Raw genomic sequence first — 19,783 nt, forward strand, 5'->3', positions numbered from 1 at the left:
CTTTCGGGACCCTCAACTCCCTTACGCTCAGCGCACTAACCGCTGACATATGTCAGCCCCCGTCAGTGAGTAGCGTCACCGACGAGGGCCTGACCACCGAGGAAGAGAAGAGCTTCCTGATGGGTACCCAGAACCTTAGCGTGCCCCCGCGCGCCCAGTCCGTCCTTGGCGACAACCAGCCCCGTTCGGGCGTCATCCACGACAACGTCCGACACATCGCCAACTTCACCGTGGTCGGCAACCACCTCGCCCAGCACCCGGACCTCTCCCTGCTGGCGAGAGGCCTGGGCCTGTACATCCAGTCGGTGCGCGTCGGCACCCGCGTGGACATCAAGAGCCTCACCGCCCCGACTGCGACCGGGGCTTCCGAGCCTCCGAGACGGAACCTCGCTGCCGTGACTGCCGATCTCCGGCCGCAGCCGAGTCCTGAACCAGTACTGAAGGCCCTGTTCACCGCTTTGCGGGACGCGCCCGAAGACGTCGCGTCCCCCAATCTCGAATTCACCGCTCAAGGCATGGGCAAGCGTCCGGCCAAGCACCTCTGGAGGAACCTGGTGGCCGTGGACCTCTCCTTCTACAAGTCCTACATCTCCGAAGAGATCCGCGACGAAGGCCGTGAACAGGGCCGCGCCCAGCAGGGCGCCCTGGATGTCCTGCTGGTCCTGGAGCAGCGCGGTCTCGGCGTCTCCGACGATGCGCGCACGCGCATCACGGAATGCGGTGACCCCGAAGTCCTGCGGTGCTGGCTCGCCCGCGCGGTCACCGCGTCAACGGCCGAAGCGGTCTTCCAGGACGGGTGCCCCGGCGTCCCGGTCGAGGGCCTGGTACCGGAAGGCAGCGCAGGGTCTCGTGGTGCCGGGCCGCATTCGTCAGCCGGCGGGCGGGTTGTGCCGGGCCGCGTCCATGAGCCGGCCGGCGAGGGCCGCGACGAGGTCGCGCAGCTCGTCCGGCCGCTCGACGACGAACGGGAGGTCCAGCGACGCGAGTACGCCGGGCAGCCAGTCGAGGCGCTCGGCGCGGATCTCGACCCGCGACCAGCGCCCGGCGTCCGCTCCCGTTCCTGCCCCTGCCCCCGCCCCCGTCTCGGTCTCCGGATCCGTGCCGCTCGCGGGTGGCGCCTCCGTCACGGTCGCGACGCTGCACGGGAGGCGGGTGCGGATCTGCTCGGCGGTTCCCCGGACCCGCAGAGTCACCTCATGCCGGTACGGTGCGGTGGCGAGCGCCTTGAGGAGGCGCTCCGCCGGGTCGTGGCAGGCCGGCGGTTCGAACGAGCCCGGCAGGACTCGGGCGTCGGTGACGCGGTCCAGCCGGAACGTCCGCTCCTCGCCGACCGAGAGGTCCCTTCCCGTCACGTACCACCTGCCCGAGTGCGCCACGAGCCCGTACGGGTACAGCGTGCGTTCGCTGCGCCGGCCGCCGGAGGCGGTGTACCGGATCGAAACCGGCCGGTGATGGTGTACCGCGTCGGCGACGGGGAGCAGGACGGCGGTCTCGGGAGGGGCCGTCCCGCCGGGCGGGGCGGTGAAGGTGAGTGAGTCGAGCACGGAGTCCAGGCGGCGGCGGAGCCGCTCCGGCAGGACTCTCCGGATCTTGGCCGCGGCTGTCTCACCCGCCGTGCCCGCCGCCGCCGTGGTCCCGGTCCGCCGGCCGGCGACCAGGCCGAGCAGCACGGCCAGCGCCTCGTCGTCGGTCAGCATGAGCGGGGGCACGCGGTGGCCCGGACCGAGCCGGTAGCCGCCGTAGCGGCCGCGCACCGACTCCACGGGGATGTCGAGGTCGACGAGATGGTCGACGTACCGGCGCACCGTGCGCTCGCCGACGCCGAGCCGGTCGGCGAGTTCGGCCACGGTGCGGGTGCCTCCCGCCTGGAGGAGTTCCAGCAGGGTGAGCACGCGGGACACGGGACGGGACATGTCTGGAAGTCTGCCTCGGATACCGGTCGGTTTCTGTCCTGTATCGCTCGTAGCGTGCGGTCGTCGGTGACGACCCACCGCACGGACAAGCGCACGGCCAACCAGGAGCGAACCCCCATGAACCTCGTCTCGATCCGCGTCATCACGGACGACGTCACCCGCCTCGTCGACTTCTACGAGCGCGCCACCGGAGTGCGGGCGAGCCGGCCCACCGAGGACTTCGCCGAACTCCGCACCGCCTCGGGCACCCTCGCGATCGGCAGTACCCGGACCGTTCCGCTGTTCGCGCCCGGTTCCGCCGCCCCGGCCGACAACCGCAGCGTCATCATCGAGTTCCTCGTCGACGACGTGGACAGCGTGCACCGGCAGCTGACCGGGTTCGTGGCGGACTTCGTCAGGGAACCCACGACGATGCCCTGGGGCAACCGTGCGCTCCTGGTCCGCGACCCCGACGGCAATCTGGTCAACTTCTTCACCCCGGTCACGCCGGCCGCCGTCGAGAAGTTCGCCGCGTACGCCCGCTGATCCGGCGGCCCGACATTTGATCGGCCGGGCGTCCTACGACGGGCAGTCCGCCGACTTCTTCCCCGGTGCCATCCGGGACGTACGGGCCTTCGACCGGGCACTCGCCGCCGCCCGGATCAAGTCGCTGGCCCGACAGGCCTGACACTCAGTCACCAAGTCTCCCCAGAGCTTTACTTGGGGCGGCCATGCTAAACATGTAGCTTTCGATCTGTGGCCGTGACGGCCCACACTGGAGCTCGCGGCAGCCGGTGAACGGGGAGAGAGTTGAGCGGGGAAGCCGGATTCGGCCTCACGGGCAGTGGCGCCGAGCCGCTGGGGAGCGACGACCCACGCCGGATCGGACCGATCCCGCTGCTGGGGCGGCTAGGGGTCGGCGGAATGGGACGCGTCTATCTCGGCGTCCACGAGGGCCGGTACGCGGCCGTCAAGCAGGTGCTGCCCTCGGTGGCCGGCGAGGACGAGGACTTCCTGCGCCGCTTCGGACACGAGCTGGACAACCTCGCGCGCCTGCCCGAGGAGGCCACCGCACCGCTGCTCGTGGGTGACCGGGACGCCCGGCCGCCGTGGTTCGCCACCGCCTACGTGCCCGGCATCACCCTGCGTGAGGCCGTCGACCTGCATGGGCCCCTGCCCGCCGAGGCGCTGTGGCTCATCCTGCGGGAGGCCGCCACCGCCCTGGCGTCGGTGCACGCGCTGGACATGGTCCACCGCGACCTCAAACCGTCCAACGTGATGCTGACCCTCGACGGTCTCACCCTCATCGACTTCGGTGTCGCCCGGGCCGCCGACCAGAGCCAGCTGACGAGGACCGGCATGGTGGTGGGCACGCCCGCCTACATGTCGCCCGAACAGGCCTCCGGGAAACGGGCGTCGAGCGGCGTCGTCGACGTCTTCGCGCTCGGCTCGGTGATCGCGTACGCGGCCTCCGGCCGGCCGCCGTTCGGCGACGAGTCCGGGCACGCCGTGCTGTACCGCATCGTGCACGAGGAACCCGACCTCCAGCCGCTGCGGGAGCTGGACGCCGAGCTCGCCGACGTTGTCGCGTCCTGCCTGGACAAGGACCACGAGGGACGGCCGACGGCGGCCGAGCTGGTGGCGACCGCGGAGCGGCACGGGCCGTTCACCCCGCCCCTGTGGCCCGAGGTGGTGAGCGGTCCGCTGGCCGAGCGGGCGGCCTTCGCCTCGAAGGTTCCGGGGCCCGTGGACATGCCCGAGCCGGACGAGGCGGCACCCTCACTGCCGTCCGCCCCCGTGGCCCTGGGCGGACAGCGGGAGAAGCGTGAGCGGCGGCGTCGTACGAAGGTGCTGGCGCTCGTGGTCCCGGTCGTCGTGACGGGGGCGACGCTCAGTGTCACGCTGCTGCCGTACGTGATGAGCGAATCGGACAAGGACCGGGCCGCGGGCACGCCGCCCGCGGCCACCGGAACCGCCACCCCGGGTCCCGCGGACTCCGCCACCGGCTCGACCGGCCCGAGCGCCTCCGCTTCCGGCAGCCCTGACGACGGGAAGAAGGACGCGGAGGACAAGAGCAAGGAAAAGGCAGGGGAGGAGGACGGCGGGCAGGACGGCAACGGCACCGCGTCCGGCGGTGCCGGGGACGCGGCAGCCGCGGGGGAGGCGTCCGGCGGCGGCTCGGGCTCCGGCGCATCCTCCGGAGCGGGTGACTCCTCCAGTGGGGAAGGGGCATCCGGTTCAGCGGGATCGTCCGGCTCGGACGGGTCCTCCGGCTCCGGAAGCGGGTCCGGGGCGAGTGGGGGCGGCGGTGACGGTCCGGAGGGCGGCGGGTCCGCGTCGGGCAGCTTCATGCTGAAGAACGGGTCGAGCGGAAAGTGCATGTACGTCGGTTACCCCATCGACGACGGCAACTGCTCGGGCGACATGGCCGTCTTCCGCTTCCAGAGCACCTCCGGCGGCGCCTTCAGGATCCTCAACGTGGGAACAGCCCAGTGCATCCACTCCAGGAGCGCGAACGCATGGCTCGTCAGGGCCGCCTGCGGTCAGGCGGGAGGAGAGTGGCGGGAGGGGGCGAACGGCTCGCTCAGGAACCTCACCACGGGTGGCTGCCTCGACCTCAACCGCCGGGCGTCCATGATCGGCCTGACGACCACGACGTGCACCGGCTCAGCCTCCCAGCGCTGGACCAGGATCTGACCCCGGCCTGACCAGGATCCTGACGGCAAGGGGCGTCAGGTCTCGTCCCGCCTGCCGCCCTTGCGGTCCTCGTCGTCCTCGGGGCCGCTTCGGCCGGAGTCCTGCGGGCCGCCCTGGCCCCGGCCCCCGTCCGCGTCACCGGACTGGTCGCCCAGGGACTTCAGGAAGTCGGGATTGTCGTCCGGCGCGACCCACTGCCGCCGGCCGCCGCGCGCCGCTCCCGGGGCCCCGGCCGGCTGTCGTTTCTTCCCGGCGATGAGCCAGGAGATCGAGCCGACCAGCGGGAACAGCAGCACGAGGATCGCCCACAGTGGCTTGGGCATGTGGCGGATGTCGGCGTCCTTCGTGCTGATGCAGTCGATGAACGCGTAGACGCTCAACGCCAGTGGTACGACGAACATCAGCACCCGGAGCATGGGGCCTCTCTCCAGCGGAAGCGATGGGTGGGGACGCGTCACAGCCCCCAGGTACAGGGCCAGGGTAGCCGCTCGGGGATACTGGACGGCATGGCTTACGACGATCTTCGCTCCCTGCTCAGGGCCCTGGAGCGCGACGGCGACCTCAAGCGCATCAAGGCCGAGGTGGATCCCCACCTGGAGATCGGGGAGATCGTCGACCGGGTGAACAAGGCCGGCGGCCCCGCCCTGCTCTTCGAGAACGTGAAGGGCTCCGACATGCCCCTCGCGATGAACGTCTTCGGTACCGACCGGCGCCTGCTCAAGGCCCTCGGCCTGAAGTCGTACTCCGACATCTCGGACAAGATCGGCGGACTGCTGCGCCCCGAGCTGCCCCAGGGCTTCGTCGGCATGCGTGAGGCCTTCGGGAAGCTCGGCGCGATGACGCACGTACCGCCGAAGAAGGTGAAGGGCGACAGCGCCCCCGTCCAGGAGGTCGTCCTGACCGGGGACGACGTGGACCTCGACCGGCTCCCCGCGCTCTTCACGTGGCCGGACGACGGCGGCTCCTTCTTCAACCTCGGCCTCACCCACACCAAGGACCCGGAGACGGGCATCCGCAACCTCGGTCTGTACCGGCTCCAGCGCCACGACAAGCGCACCATCGGCATGCACTGGCAGATCCACAAGGACAGCCGCAACCACTACCAGGTCGCCGCCCGGCGCGGCGAGCGCCTGCCCGTCGCGATCGCCTTCGGCTGCCCGCCCGCCGTGACCTACGCCTCCACCGCACCGCTCCCCGGTGACATCGACGAGTACCTCTTCGCCGGGTTCCTGCAGGGCAAGCGGATCGAGATGGTCGACTGCAAGACGGTCCCGCTCCAGGTACCGGCGCAGGCCGAGGTCGTCATCGAGGGCTGGCTGGAGCCCGGCGAGATGCTCCCCGAGGGCCCCTTCGGCGACCACACCGGCTTCTACACGCCGCAGGAGCCCTTCCCCGCCCTGAAGATCGACTGCGTGACGATGCGGAAGCGTCCGCTGCTCCAGTCGATCGTCGTCGGCCGCCCGCCGACGGAGGACGGCCCGCTGGGGCGGGCGACGGAACGCTTCTTCCTCCCGCTCCTCAAGATCATCGTCCCGGACATCGTGGACTACCACCTCCCCGAGGCCGGCGGTTTCCACAACTGCGCGATCGTCTCGATCGACAAGAAGTACCCCAAGCACGCCCAGAAGGTCATGCACGCCATCTGGGGCGCGCACATGATGTCCCTGACCAAGCTGATCGTGGTCGTCGACTCCGACTGCGACGTCCACGACCTGCACGAGGTCGCCTGGCGGGCCCTGGGAAACACCGACTACGGCCGCGACCTCACCGTCGTCGAAGGCCCGGTCGACCACCTCGACCACGCCTCCTACCAGCAGTTCTGGGGCGGCAAGGCGGGCATCGACGCGACGAAGAAGCTGCCCGAGGAGGGGTACACGCGGGACGGGGGCTGGCCGGACATGGTGCTGTCCGACCCGGAGACGGCGGCGAAGGTCGACCGCCGCTGGAAGGAGTACGGACTGTGACGTCGGCTTCCGCCGCGCTGCCGCAGCAGCCGGGGCGCACCAAGGCGTTCCTGCGCCTGGTGATGATCGAGCACTCGGTCTTCGCCCTGCCCTTCGCCTACATCGCCGCGCTGACCGCGATGTACGAGTGGGACGAGAACATCCACTGGGGCAGGCTGCTCCTGGTCACCGTCGCCATGGTCGGCCTGCGCACCTTCGCCATGGCCGTCAACCGGATCATCGACCGCGAGATCGACGCCCGCAACCCCCGCACCGCCCACCGCGAACTGGTGACCGGCGCCATGTCGGTCAGGCACGCCTGGACGGGTGCGCTGGTCGCCCTCGTCGTCTTCCTGGGCGCGGCCGCCCTGCTCAACCCGCTCTGCCTCGCCCTCGCCCCCGTCGCGGTGATCCCGATGGTGGTCTACCCGTACGGCAAGCGGTTCACGAACTTCCCGCAGGCCATCCTCGGTCTCGCCCAGGCGATGGGCCCCATCGGCGGCTGGCTGGCGATCAGCGGCGAGTGGTCCTGGGAGGCGGTGATCCTGGGCCTCGCGGTCGGCATCTGGATCGGCGGCTTCGACCTGATCTACGCCTGCCAGGACGTCGAGACCGACCGGCAGGTCGGCGTGAAGTCCGTCCCGGCCCGCTTCGGCATCCCGGCCGCGATCTGGGGCGCCCGCGCCTGCCACACCGTCACCACGGCCCTGTTCGCCTGGTACGCCGTCGCCACCGACGCCGGCGCCTTCTTCTGGCTCGGCCTGCTGATCGTCGCCGGCGCCTTCGTCTACGAGCACACCATCGTCCGCCCTACCGACCTTTCCCGCCTCAACAGGGCGTTCTTTTCGGTCAATGGCTTCCTCGGTATCAGCCTCTTCGTCTGCGCGCTGATCGACCTGCTGGTGCGTGGGCTCACGGTGTAGCTCCTTCAGGTGGCGTCGGTGGATCCACCGTGTCCGCCCGCCCGAGGGCACGTACGTTGACCGGACCCTGATCGGTTCTGCTCCCCGCACCAGCGGGGATGGCCCCAGGGCTGTGCCGATGAATCGGTTGACGGTCAAGGTGCTCCCCGCACCTGCGGGGATCGCTGTCCGGCCGCCCGACACACACGGAGGGCGGCCGGATAGGCTCAAGACGTGAACCCAGGAGAAACGCAGCGCGCGCCTTGGATCGTGGGGGTCTCCGGAGCATCCGGCACCCCCTACGCCGCCGCCGTGCTGCGCGCACTGCTCGCCGCCGGTGAGAGCGTCGACCTGGTGGTCAGCCGGGCCTCGCGGCTCACCCTGCTCGACGAGACCGGCATCTCCTTCCGGGACGCCCACTGGCAGACCGACCTGCACGCATGGCTGTCCCGGGGGGCCGACGGCAAACCCGGCACCTTCGACGTCGACCTCGGTGACGAGGGTGACGACCGGGTACGGCACTGGAGCGCGGGCGACCTCGCCGCCGGGCCGTCCTCGGGGTCGTACCCCGTCAAGGGCATGCTGATCGTGCCCGCGTCGACGGCGTGCGTCGCGGGCGTCGCGCTCGGGCTGTCGAAGGACCTGCTGCAGCGGTCGGCGAGCGTGACCCTGAAGGAGCGCCGCAAGCTGGTCGTGGCCGTACGGGAGACCCCGCTGGACGGCCGGACGCTGCGGCACCTGGTGACACTGGACGACGCGGGCGCGACCGTGGTGCCCGCCTCGCCGGCCTTCTACGCGGGGGCGACGCACATCCAGGACCTGGTGGACTTCGTCGCCGGACGCGTCCTCGACGCGGCGGGTGTCGGACACGGCCTCTACCGCCGCTGGCGCGGCGACCTCGGCGGGGCGCGCCCCACCGGCTGAGCACCGTCCGAGGATCACCGAGCACCCCCCGAGCACCACCCGAGGACCGCACCACCTCCCCCCACACGTTTGTTACCCACATCTTCAGAACTCTTCAGCGGAAGGCTTCGATCGCATGGACGCGGTGGACAGGCAGCTCATCCAGGCCCTGAGGGAGAACGGCCGGGCCTCCTACGCGGAGCTGGGGCGCCTCGTCGGGCTCTCCGGACCCAGCGTCACCGACCGCATCAACCGGCTGGAGGCGGCCGGCGTCATCACCGGTTACCGGGCCACCGTCGACGCCGCCTCGCTCGGCCTCGGCGTCACCGCCCTGATCGGCGTTTCGCTCTCCGACGCCGCCGACCACGAGGACGTGGCGCAGCGCCTGCGGGAGCTGCGGGAGATCGAGGACTGCTGGTTCATCGCAGGCGACGACTCCTACATGCTCAAGGTGCGCGCGGCCGACGTGGACGGCCTGGAGAGCATCATCCGCCGGCTGTCGGGCACGAAGGGCGTGTCCCGGACCCGCACGACCATCGTGCTGTCCACCAAGTGGGAGAACCGGGTGGGCGAGCTGCCCGAAGAGGTGTAGCCGCCGGGGCGTACGGTTTACGGAGTCTGTCTCAGAAAGAGGTATCGCATGGACGCCGGGCTCAAGCGGGAGCTGGAGCAGAAGGTCCGCTCCGGGGAGCGGCTGACCCGCGAGGACGGCATCGCGCTGTACGAGTCGGACGATCTGGCCTGGCTCGGCGGCCTCGCGCACGAGGTGCGGACGCGGAAGAACGGCGACGTCGTCCACTTCAACGTCAACCGCCACCTCAACATGACCAACGTGTGCACCGCCTCCTGCGCGTACTGCTCCTTCCAGCGCAAGCCGGGGGAGAAGGACGCGTACACGATGCGCATCGAGGAGGCCGTGAAGCTCGCCAAGGCGATGGAGGGCGAGAACCTCACCGAGCTGCACATCGTCAACGGCCTGCACCCGAACCTGCCGTGGCGCTACTACCCGCGCTCGCTGCGGGAGTTGAAGGCCGCGCTGCCCGACGTCTCGCTGAAGGCCTTCACGGCCACCGAGATCCACCACTTCGAGACCATCTCCGGGATGTCCGCCTCCGACATCCTCGACGAGCTGATCGACGCCGGTCTGGAGTCCCTGACCGGCGGCGGCGCCGAGATCTTCGACTGGGAGGTGCGGCGGCACATCGTCGACCACCGCACCCACTGGGAGGACTGGTCGCGCATCCACCGCCTGGCGCACGAGAAGGGGCTCAAGACCCCGTGCACCATGCTCTACGGCCACATCGAGGAGCCGCGCCACCGCGTGGACCACGTGCTGCGCCTGCGCGAGCTCCAGGACGAGACGAACGGCTTCCAGGTCTTCATCCCGCTGCGCTACCAGCACGACTTCGTGGACATGAAGGACGGCAAGGTCCGCAACCGGCTCCAGGCCCGGACGCAGATGGCGACCGGCGCGGAGGCGCTGAAGACCTTCGCGGTGTCGCGACTGCTGTTCGACAACGTCCCGCACGTGAAGGTCTTCTGGGTCATGCACGGCGTGCAGACCGCCCAGCTGGCCCTTCAGCACGGCGCCGACGACATGGACGGCTCGGTCGTCGAGTACAAGATCACGCACGACGCGGACGACTTCGGCACGCCGAACAAGCTGACCCGCGAGGATCTGCTCGACCTGATCCGCGACGCCGGGTTCCGGCCGGTCGAGCGGAACACGCGGTACGAGATCATCCGGGAGTTCGAGGGTCCCGACGCGGCACGCAGGGACTCGCCGCAGCCGATGCGAGTCTGACGTCCGCGGTTGTTCTTCGGCCGCGGCCGGTGAGGGCCGTTCGCGCAGTTCCCCGCGCCCCTCAAGGCACGCACCCACGCCTGCCGGGCAGGTGCCGGGGACTGTGCCGACCCAGGGGCGCGGGGCTGATCGACGCGCGGCTCCGCGACGTGGGCGCGACCAGCCGCACACAACCCGCACCGACAGGGGTCCGGGCCCCCACGGCGGGTAGTCGGATCACATGACCGGCAGCGTGACTTCAGAGGACGCCTACACGGCGGAGCCCTTCGTCCCCGCCCGCGGCGGTCTCACCGCCCTCCGCCGCGCCGCCGCCGACTGCCGCGGCTGCCCCCTGCACAGGGACGCCACCCGGACCGTGTTCGGCGCCGGCAAGGCGACCGCCCGCGTGATGCTGGTCGGCGAGCAGCCCGGGGACCAGGAGGACCGGCAGGGCAAGCCCTTCGTCGGTCCCGCCGGGGGCCTGCTCGACCGGGCCCTGGCGGACGCCGGCATCGACCCGGCGGACGCCTACGTCACCAACGCCGTGAAGCACTTCAAGTTCACGCGGGCCGAGCCCCGCAAGCGCCGTATCCACAAGGCGCCCACCCTGCGCGAGATGACCGCCTGCGGTCCCTGGCTGGCCGCCGAGCTGGCCCGCGTGGAACCCGAACTGATCGTGGTGCTCGGCGCCACGGCCGGCAAGGCACTCCTCGGCTCCTCGTTCCGCGTCACACGGGTGCGCGGCGCAGTCCTGGAGGAGGAGATCCACGGGCGCCCGGAACGGCTCGTGCCGACCGTGCACCCGTCGGCCGTGCTGCGGGCCGAGGACCGGGACGGGGCGTACCGGGGGCTGGTCTCGGACCTGAGGGTGGCGGCACAGGCCCTCGCCTGACGGTTACAGTGCACGTAAGGGCTACTATGGTGCTGTGCCCCTTACTTTCACTTTCGATCCGCCCGTCACCGCCGACCTGCGCGACGGCGTACTCGACCTGTGGACCGACGTCTCCGGCGCGGGCGGCTCCGTGGGCTTCGTACCGCCGGTGACGCGGGAGGACATCCGCCCCGAACTGGTCAGACACATGGTGGGCATGGCCGAGGGCCGTACCCGCCTCCTCGTCGGCCACGACGAGGAGGGGAGGGTGGCCGCCACCGCGTTCCTCACCCTCAACACGCACCGGCTGATGACCCACTGGCTGTGGCTCTACACGGTGATGGTCCACCCGCGCCACCAGGGCCGGGGCTACGGCCGGGACCTGATGGCCGCCGCCGCGGACGCGGCCCGCACCGTCGACGGCATCGAGGCCATCCGGCTCACCTGCCGGGGCGGCCTCGGCCTGGAGCGGTTCTACGAGTCCTGCGGCTACAAGGAGGTCGGCCGGGTGCCCGGCGCGATCCGGGTGGCGGCGGGCGACGACCGCGACGACGTCTTCCTGCTGCTCCCGCTGACCTGAGCCCGGCACGCCTGCCGGACGCCGGACAGGACCCGACCCCACTGCAAGGGCGGCATCCCGGCATGTTTCACTGGACAGTGCCTCTTTGTGCCAGAAACGGAAGAGTGGATTGAGATGCTCCGCTACACGCTGATGCGCCTCGGGATCTTCGTGGGCTGCCTCGTGGCCGTCTGGGGGCTCGTCTACGCCGGCGTGTTCCCGCGCGGCCTCGGCGACTCCAACGGCATGTGGATCCTCCTGCTCTCCCTGCTGCTCTCGGCCCCGATCAGCTACATCGCGCTGCGCAAGGAACGGGACCGGGCCTCGGTCCAGGTCGCCGGCCGCGTGGAGCGCATGAAGGCCAACCTTGAGGCCAACCGCGGCCAGGAGGACACCGCCGACGACACGGCCCGGGCGCAGGGCCAGACCTCGTAACGTACGTCACGCACTCGCGCGCCCCGGTTTCCCAATGCACAGGAAACCGGGGCGCTCTGCGTTTTACGGGCAGTACGCGCCCCCTACCTCTCAAAGCGAGGCTTTGGGCGTCTCAAAGCGCAGGTGTTAAAGTCGTGTGCATGAAGCACGCAGCCGCGCCCCACACACCACCGAGCCTCGCGCTCGTGGCGCGCCTGCACGTGGACCTCTGTCGGTGCGCGTCCGCGAACTGTCGCCCCTGACGTTCCCCCCTCACCCGCCGTTCTCCACGTCAGCCCAGCGCGCCCGTCCCCGCGTCCCGTCCCCTTACGGAGCCTGTCCGTGTCTTCCGTCACGAAGTACTTCAAGGTGCCCTTCTGGGCCCAGATACTCGCCGGCCTCGTCCTCGGTGTCCTGCTGGGCTGGCTGGCCCGCAGCCAGGACATATCCTGGCTGGTCACCACCCTCGAGAAGGTCGGTGACACCTTCATCGGCCTGCTGAAGCTGGCCGTCGCACCGCTCGTCTTCTTCGCGATCCTCGTCTCGATCACCAACCTGCGGAAGGTCAACAACGCGGCCCGCCTGGCGTCCCGCACCCTTCTCTGGTTCATGATCACGTCGCTGATCGCGGTGGCCATCGGCCTCGTCATCGGCCTGGTCACCAACCCCGGCGCCGGTACCGGCCTCACGCCGGCCGACGGCGCGAAGCCCGAGAACACCGGCTCCTGGATCGACTTCCTGACCGGCATCGTGCCGACCGACGTCATCACGCCGTTCACCGAGCTGAACGTGCTCCAGATCGTCTTCATGGCCGCCGTCGCAGGAATCGCCGCCCTCCAGCTCGGCGAGAAGGCCCAGCCGATCCTGAACCTGAGCGAGTCGATCCTCGAACTCCTCCAGAAGGCCCTGTGGTGGGTCATCCGGCTCGCCCCGCTCGGCACCGTCGGCCTCATCGGCAACGCCATCGCCACCTACGGCTGGGACCTCATCGGCAAGTACGCCACCTTCACCGCCGACATCTACGTCGGCTGCGCGATCGTGATGTTCGTGGTCTACCCGGTGCTGCTCGCCACCGTCGCCAAGGCCAGCCCGCTGCAGTTCTTCAAGGGTGCCTGGCCCGCGATCCAGCTCGCCTTCGTCTCCCGCTCCTCCGTCGGCACCATGCCGCTGACCCAGAAGGTCACCGAGCGCCTCGGCGTGCCGAAGGAGTACGCGTCCTTCGCCGTGCCGTTCGGCGCGACGACCAAGATGGACGGCTGCGCCGCGATCTACCCGGCGATCGCCGCGATCTTCGTCGCGCAGATCTTCGACATCCAGCTCGGCGTCGGCGACTACCTGCTCATCGCCTTCGTCTCGGTGGTCGGCTCCGCCGCCACGGCCGGCCTCACCGGCGCCACGGTCATGCTGACGCTGACCCTGTCCACGCTGGGCCTGCCCATGGAGGGCGTCGGCCTCCTCCTCGCGATCGACCCGATCCTGGATATGATGCGCACGGCGACGAACGTCGCAGGTCAGGCGCTGGTTCCGGTGATCGTCTCGGCCCGCGAGGGACTGCTCGACCGCAAGGCCTACGACTCGGCGCACAGCTCGCCGATCGACGAGCCGGAGCAGGAGAAGCAGGCCTCGGAGCCGGTCCCGGTCGCCGCCTGACCGTCGTACCGTCCGTCACGTCCGCGCCGTCCCGACCCTCGCGTCCGGACGGCGCCGACGTCCTGAACACCGCCGCACGGACCGTACGCTGATCCGCATGGGTGCCGGGAAAACCAAGCGGATGCCGCGTGCGGTCCGTGAGCAGCAGATGCTGGACGCAGCCGTGCGCGTCTTCGGGCAGCGCGGGTACATGGCGGCGTCGATGGACGAGATCGCCGAACTGGCGGGTGTCTCGAAGCCGCTGGTGTATCTGTACCTGAACTCCAAGGACGACCTTTTCATCGCCTGCATCCGGCGCGAGGCCCGGGCCCTCGCCGAGGCGGTCCGGGCCGGTGTGCGTCCGGGTCTGCCCGCCGACGGGCAACTCTGGTCGGGGCTGCGGGCGTTCTTCACCCACACCGCGCACAACCCCGAAGCCTGGCGGGTGCTGCACCTCCATGCCCGTACCCACGGCGAGCGGTTCGCGGCCGAGGTGGCGGTGATGCGTGAGGAGATCGTCGCGTTCGTGACGCAGCTGATCGCCGCGGCGGCGCGGGACGCGCACCGGGACCCGCATCTGCCGGCGGGTGAGGTCGCCGGGCTGGCCGAGGCGCTGGTCGGCGCCGCCGAGTCGCTCGCCGACTGGGCGGGCGCCACCGAGGGCGTCACCGCGAAGCAGGCGGCGGCGACCCTGATGAACTTCGCCTGGGCGGGCCTGGGCGACCTGATGACGGGACGGCCCTGGTCCCCGCCGGAGGACGCCGAACCGGCACCGGTGGTTCAGGCCGGGTAGGGCCCGACCTCGCCGGACAGGTGCAGCCGCCGCCCCCCACCGCCGCGCAGCTCGAACCGTCCGCCCCCGGCCCCGTACGTCACCGCCCCCGGCAGCGCCACCGGCGCCCGGAACTCCGCCCGCACCACCGCCGCGTCCGGCGTCCCGTGCTCGGCGAGGCAGCGGGCCACGGTCCACATGCCGTGCGCGATGGCCCGCGGGAAGCCGAACGGGCGGGCGGTGAGCGGGTGCAGGTGGATCGGGTTGCGGTCACCGGAGGCGGCACCGTAGCGCCGTCCGGTGTCGCCGGGGAGGTGCCATTCGGCGCGGGCGGGGAGGGGCTCCGGGTTCTTGGCGGGCGTGCCGTCGGGGGCGGGCCGCCCGTCCGTCCGGTGGCGTGCCAGGTACGTGCTGCGGGACTCCCACACCGGTTCCGCGCCGGCCCGTACCTCCGTCACGACCGAGGCCTCGGTGCCGCGGCGGTGCGGGGCCAGGCCCTCGACGTACGTGGTGAGTTCGTACTCGGCGGTCGCGGGCATGACGGCCCGCCGGGTGATGCCGACCGACGTGTGGACCAGCCCGAGCAGGGGCAGCGGGAAGCCCCGGCCGCTCATCAGCCGCATGGCCATCGGGAAGGCCAGCACGTGCGGATACGTCACCGGAAGCGCGTCCGCCCCGGTCGGGAACCCGCACACCCTCTCGTACGCCGCCAGCCGCGCGAGGTCCACGCGCAGGCCGGGCAGCACCAGCCGGGTGCGGGGGAAGTCCGCGTCCGGGCGGGGCCGCCTGAGGGGCGACAGCAGGGCACCGCGCGCGAGGAGCGGCGGCAGGGCGGGAACAACGGTCAGCGTGTACGTCGTGGGGGACGCGGTGGTCATCAGGCCCCCAGCAGGCTCTGGCCGCAGACCCGTACGACCTGGCCGTTGACGGCACCCGAGGCCGGGTGCGCGAGCCAGGCGGTGGTCTCGGCGACGTCGGCCGGCAGGCCGCCCTGCGCGAGTGAGTTCATACGGCGGCCGGCCTCGCGGATGAACAGCGGGACCGCCGCGGTCATCCGCGTCTCGATGAACCCGGGTGCGACCGCGTTCACCGTCACCCCGTGCCCGGCGAGCGCGCGCGGCGCGAGGGAGCGGACCAGGCCGACGATGCCCGCCTTGCCGGCAGCGTAGTTGGTCTGGCCCGCGTTGCCCGCGATCCCCGCGATGGAGGCCGTCGCGACGATCCGGCCGCCCCGGTGCAGCGTGCCCGACGCGAGCAGCGCGTCCGTGGTGCGCAGGACGCTCGCGAGGTTGACGTCGAGGACGGAACTCCAGCGTTCGGCGGGCATGTTGACCAGGCGCCGGTCGCGGGTGACGCCCGCGTTGTGGACCAGGACGTCGAGGCCGCCGGGCAGCGCGGCGGCGATGCGGTCGCCCGCGTCGGCGGCTGTGACGTCGAGGGCGAGGGGCCGGCCGCCGATGCGCTCGGCGACCCCGCGTGCCTCCTCCTCGGCCCGCGGCACGTCGAGGACGACGACGTGGGCGCCGTGCCCGGCGAGCGTCTCGGCGACCGCCGCGCCGATGCCCCGGGCGGCGCCGGTGACGAGGGCGGTGCGCCCGGCGAGGGGCAGTTCCCAGTCGTCGGGGGCGGTGACCGGGGAGTGCGCGGGGGCGACCTCGATCACCTGGCCGCTGACGTAGGCGGATGCGGGGGAGAGGAGGAAGCGGAGGGTGGACTCGGCGGCACCGGCGTCGGTGAGCCGGACGAGGTTGACCGTTCTGCCCCGTCCGATCTCCTTGCCGAGCGAGCGGGTGAAGCCCTCCAGCGCCTGCTGGGCGGCGGCCTGGTGGTGGTCGGCGGGGTCGAGCGGGGCACCGAGCACCACCACCCGGCCGCTCGCGGCGACGGACCGTACGACGGGGTGGAGCGCGGCGTGCACCTCGGCGAGCGAGTCGACGTCCCGGACACCGGTGGCGTCGAGGACGACGGCGGCGGGGTGGCCGGTGCCGTCCGGGCCGAGACCCGTACGGGCCAGTACGGGGGCGAGGCCGAGGTCCGTCCTGCCCGCCGTGAGGTGCAGCAGGCCGCCGCCGCCGAATGAGCTGCGTTCGAGTGCCGTGGGCTGCGGCAGGCCGAGGCGGCGGGTGAGGAAACGGCCGGGCGCGGTGCCGGTGAAGCTCAGATAGCGGTCTGCCATGGGTGACTCCCAGCTCCGTGACATGCTCCGGATTCCTTACCCTAAAGTAAGGTTACCGATGGTAAGTCTAGGTCGCGGATGGCGGGCGGGTCGAAGTGAGGTCCTCGGTGGCGGCCGGTCGGTCGAGGTGGCGCGGGCATACCGGAACGAACGTGACCTACTGGCAGGTAACCCCCGAGGCTGCACACCTCCGACGCGGGACCGTCCCGGAACCCGCACCAACTCCCCACGAGTGGCCCGTACGATCCCCGGACCGACCGCCGGTGACCCATGTCCGCGGAACCCGGCGATGAACGCCTCGGCGCCCGGCGATGAACCCCTCGGCGCGCGAGGCACGTACGTCATGCAGCAGAGCGTTCGCAGCATGTGAAGCAGCAGCAACAGCAGCAGCCGGCAACAGCAGCAGTCGGCAACAGCAGCAGCCGGCAATGGCAGCAGCAGTCGCAACAGTCGTAGCAGTCGTAGCAGTCGTAGCAGTACCGAAGTGACAGAAGTGACAGCAGAGCAGCGACAGCAGAAGCAGTGTCGCCGCTGCACGTCCCAGGAGCCGCCCGTGTCCACCCCGCTTCCCTCCTTCGCCGCATCCGCCGCCTACGCCGACTCGCCCGGCCCCACCCTGGTGGTGCCCGAGACGCGGCGGCTGGACGGGGCCGTGCGGGAGGCGTACGTACCACCGTTCGCCCCGCCGGTGCGGCGCGGCTCCCTCGCCGACCTGCCCTTCGACAACGCGGCCGCGGTGCCGGACCAGGTGGTCCTCAGCCGCAGGTCACCGGACGGCGACTGGTCCGACGTGACGGCGGCGGAGTTCGCCGGACAGGTACTGGCGGTGGCCAAGGGCATGATCGCCGAGGGCCTGACGCCGGGCGACCGCATCGCGATCATGGCCAGGACGACGTACGAGTGGACGCTGCTGGACTTCGCGGCGTGGGCGGCCGGCCTGGTCACCGTCCCCGTCTACCCGACCTCCTCCCTCGTCCAGACCCGCTGGATCCTCCAGGACTGCGGCGCGGTCACTCTGGTCACCGAGACCACCGCGCAGGCCGCCGCCCTCGGCCCCGAGCTGGACCGCATGCCCGACCTCAAGCACCTGTGGGTCATGGAGAAGGGGCACGTCGAGCGGCTGGCGGAGCTGGGCGCGCAGGTGCCGGACGCGGAGGTGGACGTCCGCCGGGGCATGCTCAGCCCGAGCACGCTCGCCACCCTGATCTACACCTCGGGCACCACCGGCCGCCCCAAGGGCTGCGCGCTCACCCACGGCAACTTCTTCGCCGAGGTGGACAACGCGATCGAGCTGCTCTACCCCGTCTTCAAGGCGCAGACGGGCGAGGAGCCGTCGATCCTGCTCTTCCTCCCGATGTCCCACGTCTTCGGCCGCATGGTCGCCGTCGCCTGCGTCCGCGCCCGGGTCCGTCTCGGCCACGCGCCGAGCCTGAAGCCCCGGGACCTGCTGCCGGACCTGGCGGCCTTCCGCCCGACCTGCCTCCTCACGATCCCGTACATGCTGGAGAAGGTCTTCAACAGTGCCCGCGCCAAGGCCGAGTCGGGCGGCCGGGCCTCGGCCTTCGACCGCGCCGCCTCCGTGGCGGTGCGCTACGGCGAGGCCCTGGAGGCCCGCCAGACGGGCGCGGGCGGCGGCCCGGGCCGCGCCCTGAAGACCGCCCGCTCCTTCTACGACCCGCTCGTCTTCCGGAAGATCCGTGCCGCGATGGGCGGCCGGGTCCGGTACGCCATCTGCGGCGGCTCTCCGCTCGGCCGCCGCCTGGCCGCCTTCTACGCCGGGGCCGGCATCGAGATATTCGAGGGCTACGGCCTCACCGAGACGACAGCCGCGGCGACGGTGACGCCCCCGCTGAAGCCGCGCCTCGGCACGGTCGGCTGGCCGCTGCCCGGCACCCGCGTCCGCATCGCCGCCGACGGCGAGATCCTCGTCGCCGGCGACCAGGTCATGCACGGCTACTGGGACACCCGGGCGGGCGGCGTCGTCCCGGCCGCCCCCGACGGCTGGCTCCCGACCGGCGACATCGGCAGCCTCGACGACGAGGGCTACCTGACGATCACCGGCCGCAAGAAGGAACTGCTGATCACCGCGGGCGGCAAGAGCGTGGCCCCGGCCCCGCTGGAGAACTGGCTGCGCTCCCACCCCCTGATCTCCCAGTGCATCGTCCTGGGCGACCGCCGCCCCTACGTCACCGCCCTGATCACCCTCGACTCCGACGGCGTCACCCACTGGCGCCACATGAACGGCAAGCACGCCGTGCCGCCGGAGTCGCTGACCGACGACGAGGAGATCCTGGCGGTGCTCCAGCGCGCGGTCGACGAGGCCAACAAGCTCGTCTCCCGCCCGGAGTCCATCCGCCGTTTCGCCGTCCTGCCGAGGGACTTCACGGAGTGGGAGGGCCATCTGACCCCCTCGATGAAGCTCCGGCGAGACGTGATCATGCGGGACTTCGCAGGGGCGGTCGACGGGCTGTACGAGGGGCAGGAGGAAAGGAAGGGAGGAGGAGGGGGAGGGAAGAAGAGGTAGAAGAGGGGGCCGGGGGCTCAGCGACGGGCGATCAGGCAGGCCTGCGGGACCTGCGAGACGTCGGCCACCTGCCCTTCCGGTCCCACCAGTTCGGCGAAGGCGCCCATCAGCGCCCGGTCCAGCGGGGTGCCGGCGCCCGCGGGCCGGAAGCGGTCGGCGTAGTCCTCGGCGATGGTGTCGTAGAAGTTCCGGGTGGTCTCCAGGAAGCCGGGGTCCGGGTGGCGGGTGTCCGGAAAGCCGGTGTGCGGGTGGCCGGTGTCCGGGCGACGGGGGCGACGGGTGTCCAGGTGGCCAGTGTCCGGGTGGCCGGTGGCGTCAGTCATGGCGAGGACCCTAGTGGCGGGCACTGACAGCCGGACTTCACCAAGAATTCAGAAAGGCCGGGCGGGGAAAGGGCAGGAGCCCCGTCGCCGAAGTCGGCGCGGGGCTCCTTGGGTACTGCTGTCAATCAGACAGGAGTGACATTCTCCGCCTGCGGGCCCTTCGGACCCTGCGTGACGTCGAAGGACACCTGCTGGTTCTCCTCCAGGGAACGGAATCCCTGAGCGTTGATCGCGGAGTAGTGGACGAAGACGTCCGGGCCGCCGCCTTCCTGGGCGATGAAACCAAAGCCCTTTTCGGCGTTGAACCACTTCACGGTTCCGGTAGCCATAAGCCCTCCTTGGGCCCAAAGGGTTGCCCTGCTCCAGAACCAGCAAGTGTGAAGACTGGAATTCTG

General features: G+C 71.2%; 22 protein-coding genes and 1 pseudogene. 16 read left to right on the forward strand and 7 right to left on the reverse strand.

The annotated features are described in order from the left end of the window. Nucleotides 1-62: 62 nt before the first annotated feature. On the reverse strand, nt 63-257 hold the full coding sequence (locus tag ACH4F2_RS03000) for a hypothetical protein (RefSeq protein ID WP_398130932.1): 195 nt from the start codon (nt 255-257) through the stop codon (nt 63-65). On the opposite strand from ACH4F2_RS03000, the pseudogene ACH4F2_RS03005 reads away from it, so the two are divergent. After that, nucleotides 216-794 (forward strand): annotated as a pseudogene (locus ACH4F2_RS03005) (hypothetical protein); the annotation flags it as partial. The gene ACH4F2_RS03000 and the pseudogene ACH4F2_RS03005 sit on opposite strands and share 42 nt — an antisense overlap. A 75-nt stretch (nt 795-869) precedes the next feature. On the opposite strand, the gene ACH4F2_RS03010 reads toward ACH4F2_RS03005, so the two are convergent. After that, a complete protein-coding gene (locus tag ACH4F2_RS03010) occupies nt 870-1,913 on the reverse strand; it encodes a helix-turn-helix transcriptional regulator (RefSeq protein ID WP_398130933.1) in 1,044 nt (347 codons plus the stop codon). Nucleotides 1,914-2,030: 117 nt separating this feature from the next. On the opposite strand from ACH4F2_RS03010, the gene ACH4F2_RS03015 reads away from it, so the two are divergent. The 3 genes from ACH4F2_RS03015 to ACH4F2_RS03025 all read left to right on the forward strand — a co-directional run bounded on the left by ACH4F2_RS03015 (nt 2,031) and on the right by ACH4F2_RS03025 (nt 4,589). Beyond that, on the forward strand, nt 2,031-2,438 hold the full coding sequence (locus tag ACH4F2_RS03015; protein ID WP_398131259.1) for a VOC family protein: 408 nt from the start codon (nt 2,031-2,033) through the stop codon (nt 2,436-2,438). A gap of 16 nt (nt 2,439-2,454) precedes the next feature. Beyond that, the gene (locus ACH4F2_RS03020) at nt 2,455-2,580 is read left to right on the forward strand and encodes a hypothetical protein (RefSeq protein ID WP_398130934.1); all 126 of its coding nucleotides are present in this window, start codon (nt 2,455-2,457) and stop codon (nt 2,578-2,580) included. A 122-nt stretch (nt 2,581-2,702) separates the two neighbouring features. Next, nucleotides 2,703-4,589, forward strand: a complete 1,887-nt coding sequence (locus ACH4F2_RS03025; RefSeq protein ID WP_398130935.1) for a protein kinase — start codon at nt 2,703-2,705, stop codon at nt 4,587-4,589. A 35-nt stretch (nt 4,590-4,624) separates the two neighbouring features. Here ACH4F2_RS03025 and ACH4F2_RS03030 read toward each other — a convergent pair whose 3' ends face one another. Further along, a complete protein-coding gene (locus ACH4F2_RS03030; RefSeq protein WP_398130936.1) occupies nt 4,625-5,005 on the reverse strand; it encodes a PLD nuclease N-terminal domain-containing protein in 381 nt (126 codons plus the stop codon). A 90-nt stretch (nt 5,006-5,095) separates the two neighbouring features. Here ACH4F2_RS03030 and ACH4F2_RS03035 point away from each other — a divergent pair, with 90 nt between their 5' ends. The 11 genes from ACH4F2_RS03035 (at nt 5,096) to ACH4F2_RS03085 (ending at nt 14,386) form a co-directional block, all read left to right on the forward strand. After that, complete coding sequence (locus ACH4F2_RS03035; protein WP_398130937.1) at nt 5,096-6,553, forward strand: menaquinone biosynthesis decarboxylase; 1,458 nt, start codon at nt 5,096-5,098, stop codon at nt 6,551-6,553. Further along, nucleotides 6,550-7,455 (forward strand): menaquinone biosynthesis prenyltransferase MqnP, encoded by a 906-nt coding sequence (mqnP, locus tag ACH4F2_RS03040; protein ID WP_398130938.1) that lies wholly within the window; start codon nt 6,550-6,552, stop codon nt 7,453-7,455. The genes ACH4F2_RS03035 and mqnP overlap by 4 nt, the downstream gene beginning before the upstream one ends. 213 nt (nt 7,456-7,668) lie before the next feature. After that, complete coding sequence (locus ACH4F2_RS03045; RefSeq protein ID WP_398130939.1) at nt 7,669-8,358, forward strand: UbiX family flavin prenyltransferase; 690 nt, start codon at nt 7,669-7,671, stop codon at nt 8,356-8,358. Nucleotides 8,359-8,473: 115 nt separating this feature from the next. Next, the gene (locus tag ACH4F2_RS03050) at nt 8,474-8,929 is read left to right on the forward strand and encodes an Lrp/AsnC family transcriptional regulator (RefSeq protein ID WP_073725428.1); all 456 of its coding nucleotides are present in this window, start codon (nt 8,474-8,476) and stop codon (nt 8,927-8,929) included. 48 nt (nt 8,930-8,977) lie between these two features. After that, a complete protein-coding gene (mqnE, locus tag ACH4F2_RS03055; RefSeq protein WP_398130940.1) occupies nt 8,978-10,141 on the forward strand; it encodes an aminofutalosine synthase MqnE in 1,164 nt (387 codons plus the stop codon). A 220-nt stretch (nt 10,142-10,361) separates the two neighbouring features. After that, on the forward strand, nt 10,362-11,012 hold the full coding sequence (locus ACH4F2_RS03060; RefSeq protein WP_398130941.1) for a UdgX family uracil-DNA binding protein: 651 nt from the start codon (nt 10,362-10,364) through the stop codon (nt 11,010-11,012). A gap of 34 nt (nt 11,013-11,046) precedes the next feature. Next, nucleotides 11,047-11,571, forward strand: a complete 525-nt coding sequence (locus ACH4F2_RS03065; protein WP_398130942.1) for a GNAT family N-acetyltransferase — start codon at nt 11,047-11,049, stop codon at nt 11,569-11,571. Nucleotides 11,572-11,685: 114 nt separating this feature from the next. Beyond that, nucleotides 11,686-11,985: a DUF4229 domain-containing protein gene (locus tag ACH4F2_RS03070; protein WP_398130943.1), complete on the forward strand. Its 300-nt coding sequence runs from the start codon at nt 11,686-11,688 to the stop codon at nt 11,983-11,985. A 140-nt stretch (nt 11,986-12,125) separates the two neighbouring features. After that, on the forward strand, nt 12,126-12,227 hold the full coding sequence (locus ACH4F2_RS03075) for a putative leader peptide (RefSeq protein ID WP_328287003.1): 102 nt from the start codon (nt 12,126-12,128) through the stop codon (nt 12,225-12,227). Between the two features lie 73 nt (nt 12,228-12,300). Next, on the forward strand, nt 12,301-13,614 hold the full coding sequence (locus ACH4F2_RS03080) for a dicarboxylate/amino acid:cation symporter (RefSeq protein WP_398131260.1): 1,314 nt from the start codon (nt 12,301-12,303) through the stop codon (nt 13,612-13,614). Between the two features lie 97 nt (nt 13,615-13,711). Then, nucleotides 13,712-14,386, forward strand: a complete 675-nt coding sequence (locus ACH4F2_RS03085) for a TetR/AcrR family transcriptional regulator (protein WP_398130944.1) — start codon at nt 13,712-13,714, stop codon at nt 14,384-14,386. Here ACH4F2_RS03085 and ACH4F2_RS03090 read toward each other — a convergent pair. Both ACH4F2_RS03090 and ACH4F2_RS03095 read right to left on the reverse strand, forming a co-directional pair. Then, nucleotides 14,374-15,243 (reverse strand): MaoC family dehydratase, encoded by an 870-nt coding sequence (locus ACH4F2_RS03090; protein ID WP_398130945.1) that lies wholly within the window; start codon nt 15,241-15,243, stop codon nt 14,374-14,376. The genes ACH4F2_RS03085 and ACH4F2_RS03090 overlap by 13 nt on opposite strands. Further along, complete coding sequence (locus ACH4F2_RS03095; protein ID WP_398130946.1) at nt 15,243-16,541, reverse strand: 3-oxoacyl-ACP reductase; 1,299 nt, start codon at nt 16,539-16,541, stop codon at nt 15,243-15,245. The genes ACH4F2_RS03090 and ACH4F2_RS03095 overlap by 1 nt, the downstream gene beginning before the upstream one ends. A 553-nt stretch (nt 16,542-17,094) precedes the next feature. Here ACH4F2_RS03095 and ACH4F2_RS03100 point away from each other — a divergent pair. Next, nucleotides 17,095-19,065 (forward strand): AMP-dependent synthetase/ligase, encoded by a 1,971-nt coding sequence (locus ACH4F2_RS03100; protein WP_398130947.1) that lies wholly within the window; start codon nt 17,095-17,097, stop codon nt 19,063-19,065. Nucleotides 19,066-19,082: 17 nt separating this feature from the next. Here ACH4F2_RS03100 and ACH4F2_RS03105 read toward each other — a convergent pair whose 3' ends face one another. After that, nucleotides 19,083-19,388: a hypothetical protein gene (locus ACH4F2_RS03105; protein ID WP_398130948.1), complete on the reverse strand. Its 306-nt coding sequence runs from the start codon at nt 19,386-19,388 to the stop codon at nt 19,083-19,085. Between the two features lie 125 nt (nt 19,389-19,513). After that, the gene (locus ACH4F2_RS03110; RefSeq protein WP_003974443.1) at nt 19,514-19,717 is read right to left on the reverse strand and encodes a cold-shock protein; all 204 of its coding nucleotides are present in this window, start codon (nt 19,715-19,717) and stop codon (nt 19,514-19,516) included. Between the last annotated feature and the right edge of the window lie 66 nt (nt 19,718-19,783).

This window comes from Streptomyces sp. NPDC017890 (assembly GCF_044328675.1).
GTDB lineage: Bacteria > Actinomycetota > Actinomycetes > Streptomycetales > Streptomycetaceae > Streptomyces.